The following is a 3,490-nucleotide window of genomic DNA, read 5'->3' on the forward strand; positions in this document are numbered from 1 at the left end:
TCATGGCGGCAATCCCCCCGCCCTTCTCCTCCAGTACCCTCTTCAGGTCGTCCAATGAGCGCTCCGCCGCCTGCTCCGGCGTCAGGTCCAGGTCATAGGGACGCCGGATGAAGGTTACATCCTCGTCCAGATATTTATCGGTCCGCCACATGGGCAGCCCCGTTACGCTCATCGTCAGATTGGTGCGCCCATGCAGCCCGCTCTCCAGCGCAATAAATCCTTTGCGTCCGGTATGGAGCCTTGCCAGCAGCAGCGCCCCCTCGTTCGCCTCCGAGCCGCTGCCCACGAAGAAAGTGCGTCTCAAGTCCCCAGGGAGCACTTCCGCCAGCCGCTCCGCCAGATCGACGTTCGGCTGGGTCAAATACACGGTCGTCGTATGCTGCAACTGCTGCAGCTGGTGAATCGTCCGCGCCGTAATCGCCGGATTGCAGTGGCCGCAGGCGACCACCGACACTCCGGCAAAGAAATCGGTGTACTCTTTGTCATTCTCGTCATAGACATACTGCATCGACCCGCGGACAAGCTGCGGCGAATCCCGGTAAAAATGCTGCGTGCAGGGGTAGAAATAGTGTCTGCGCTTGGCCGCGACGGCCTCTCTTCCGATTATGCGGTTCTCGTTCACAGCCCATCCCTCTTTTCTTTAATCGAATTGCAGCGATCCCAGTGTATAGCCCGCATAGACAGGCTCCAGACCGGAGGTCAGCCCCTGCTGCGAAGCGCCCCGGATAGCCTGCTGATACGCGGCAATGATGGTACACAGCTGCTCCGGCGTATAGGTCACTCCCTCAATGCGGAAGCTGGAGATGCCCGACGCATTCAGCTCATCCAGCATCGGCAGATAGCACAGCTCCTTGGAGAACAGCAGGTGACAGCGGCCATGCTGATCGCGGTACACCGGATTCTCCCCTTTGTCGGTCATCAGGACAAGCACATCGTTGCCGACGTAGCGGTTGTCTTCCTCCCCGATCGGCTCCATGACCTCGGCATTCTCATACAGATCATGCTCCATATACATCAGCGCAGGCGTGCCGTGCACCACCATCTCCAGCGGCAGCGGGCAGCGGGAGGCAAAGGCCCCAAAATGCTCCAGCGTCATTTCCGGCGATACGGTGATCCGCTTAAGCCCAAACCCGGCATAGATTCCGGCGGCCAGCGTGTTGTAGATATTGAGGCTGGCATCCCCGGTCAAAGGATACCCGGAAGTGTTGTAGCGGCGGATCGCGCCGAGGTTGGTTGCGAGCAGGCCGTCAATCGGCAGACGCTCTCCATGAATCAGCAATTGGTCGTACTGGTTAAAATGCAGCTCCGTCATCATGCGCGGCAGTCCCAGCACCAGCTTCGTCTCTCCCTTGATCGCGCCCAGCTCCATAATGTCGCGCTTGGTGAATGGACGGTCGGGCTCGTAGACGTCGCCGGACAGATAGAGATGCTCTACCTTCGCTTCCAGCGCGGCCTTCGCCTGCGCCATATTGTTGACGCTCACCGCAAGCTCCGGCTGTACCCGAAGCTGCCCGGGCCGCGCCGTCTGCGCGAGCCGTCCCTTAAGCTGCGTGACACGGCCTTCGGACAGCTCGCGCTCCGCCGTCGGCGTGCTGAACACCTTGCCCGTGCTGTAGAACTTGCCCGTACCTTCATACCGCCGATTTATATTCCGAAGACCCGGCTTGCCGAAGGCGTAGGCGGTGGAGAAATCGCGCTTGCGGTTCTGGTACAGCAGCTTCGAATCCACTGTCCGGTCGAACCCTATGGGATCTTCGATATACCGGTCGAGCGCATCGCCGTAGCTGTTGACGAGCATGACGATAAAATCCTTGTCCCGCATGCGACCTTCGATTTTGAAGGAAGTGATTCCCGACTCGATCAGCTCCGGCAGATTCTCGTACATGAACATATCCTTGACCGCGAGCGGGTAGTCCGCCGGGAAGACATAGCCATCCTTTTTAATCCGGTAATTCCACCGGCAGGGCTTCATGCATTTGCCCCGGTTGCTGCTCATTCCGAACACATGGGAGCTGTAATAGCAGTTCGCCCCGTGAACCGAGCACATATCGCCATGGATAAAATACTCCAGCTCCATCCCGCTCCTTGCGCCCAGCAGCTTCGCCGTCTTGAGATCCATCTCCCGCGAGGTGACCACCCGGCTAACGCCGAGATCGCGCAGCGCGTAAATCATCTCCAGATTATGCACATTCATCATGACCGAAGAGTGGACAGGCAGTGTAAGCCCCATTTCCCGAATCAGCTCCAGCACCGCCATATCCTGCACAATCAGCGCATCCGGACGGACGCCGTTCAGAAAAGCGAGATATTCGCGGGCTTCCACCGTCTCCTGCTCGCTGAACAGGTTGTTGACAGTAATGTACACCTTTTTTCCAAGGCCATGAGCGATGGACAGCGCCTCCGCAATCTCCTCATGAGACAAGTTGTAGCCCTTGCGCATCATTCTCATATTGAGCACCGGTCCGCCCAGATAGACCGCATCACAGCGGGACTTCACCACCTCTTTGAAAATCTCGAAGGTGCCGGCCGGCGCCAGCAGCTCAATTTCTCTTCCGTTAAAATAACGCGTCATTCTTGTTTCTCCCCCTTAAGTGACTCCCCTGATGACTTCCCTGCTCACAGGATGGCTGCGGCGATGCCCAGCAGGATGAACATCGCGATAAAAAAAGTATCAGCCCCGCCCCACCTCAGACGCCGATACCGCGAACGGGGGGCGTCCATTTGGAAGCCGCGGGCTTCCATGGAATAGACCAGGTCCTGGGCGCGCCGGAACGCTCCGGCAATAACGGGCACGAGCAGCGTCACCAGCATCCGGCCCTTCTCCTTCATCGGCAGCTCACTGAGATCGGCGCCCCGCGAGGCCTGCGCCTTCAGAATAATCTGCGCCTCTTCCAATATGGTCGGAATGAACCGCAGGGCGAGGCTGACCATCAGCGTAAAGCGGCCCGGCGAAAGTCCGATGAACCGGAGAGGCGACAGAATCCCCTCAAGCCCCTGATTCAGACGGGCCGGAGTGGTCGTGAACGTCAGCAGAGCGGTGAAGGCCACCAGCAGGAACGTGCGGGCTGCCGCGAACGCGCCGAGCCTGAGCCCCTCCCCGTGCAGGGAGTACGGGCCGATCGTCAGCCATACCGCTCCTTCCTTGACCGATATCAATTGAACGATAAAAATAAACAGCATTAAATATCGCAGCGGCTTGGCCGCTTTCAGATAATATTTCAGCGGAATCCGGGTTGAAGCCGCCACCGTTACCGAGAACAGGGCAAGCAGCCCCATAGCTGCCCAGGACCGGGACAGCAGAATGGCGGCGACGTACAGCAGCATCCCGATGAGCTTGGACCGGGGGTCAAGCTTATGTATCCAGGAGCCGGTCTCAATGCTTCTGCCGAGCAGCAAGCGCTCATTCATGGCCGGCCCCCTTGTCTTCCGCGCGGGCGGCGCTCCCGCCCCTTCTGGACAGAATCAGCTCCGCCAGCCCTTCCGCCGTCAG

3 protein-coding genes are annotated in these 3,490 nt (G+C 59.1%); all 3 read right to left on the bottom strand.

The features are described from left to right. Positions 1-622 (bottom strand): aminotransferase class III-fold pyridoxal phosphate-dependent enzyme (locus L692_RS0111000; RefSeq protein WP_025699814.1); only part of this gene is annotated, 622 nt, incomplete at its 3' end. Positions 623-640: 18 nt separating this feature from the next. Continuing rightward, on the bottom strand, positions 641-2,572 hold the full coding sequence (locus L692_RS0111005; protein WP_025699815.1) for a peptidase U32 family protein: 1,932 nt from the start codon (positions 2,570-2,572) through the stop codon (positions 641-643). Positions 2,573-2,616: 44 nt separating this feature from the next. Further along, the gene (locus tag L692_RS0111010) at positions 2,617-3,408 is read right to left on the bottom strand and encodes an energy-coupling factor transporter transmembrane component T family protein (RefSeq protein ID WP_025699817.1); all 792 of its coding nucleotides are present in this window, start codon (positions 3,406-3,408) and stop codon (positions 2,617-2,619) included. Between the last annotated feature and the right edge of the window lie 82 nt (positions 3,409-3,490).

The organism is Paenibacillus forsythiae T98 (genome assembly GCF_000520735.1).
GTDB lineage: Bacteria > Bacillota > Bacilli > Paenibacillales > Paenibacillaceae > Paenibacillus_AQ > Paenibacillus_AQ forsythiae.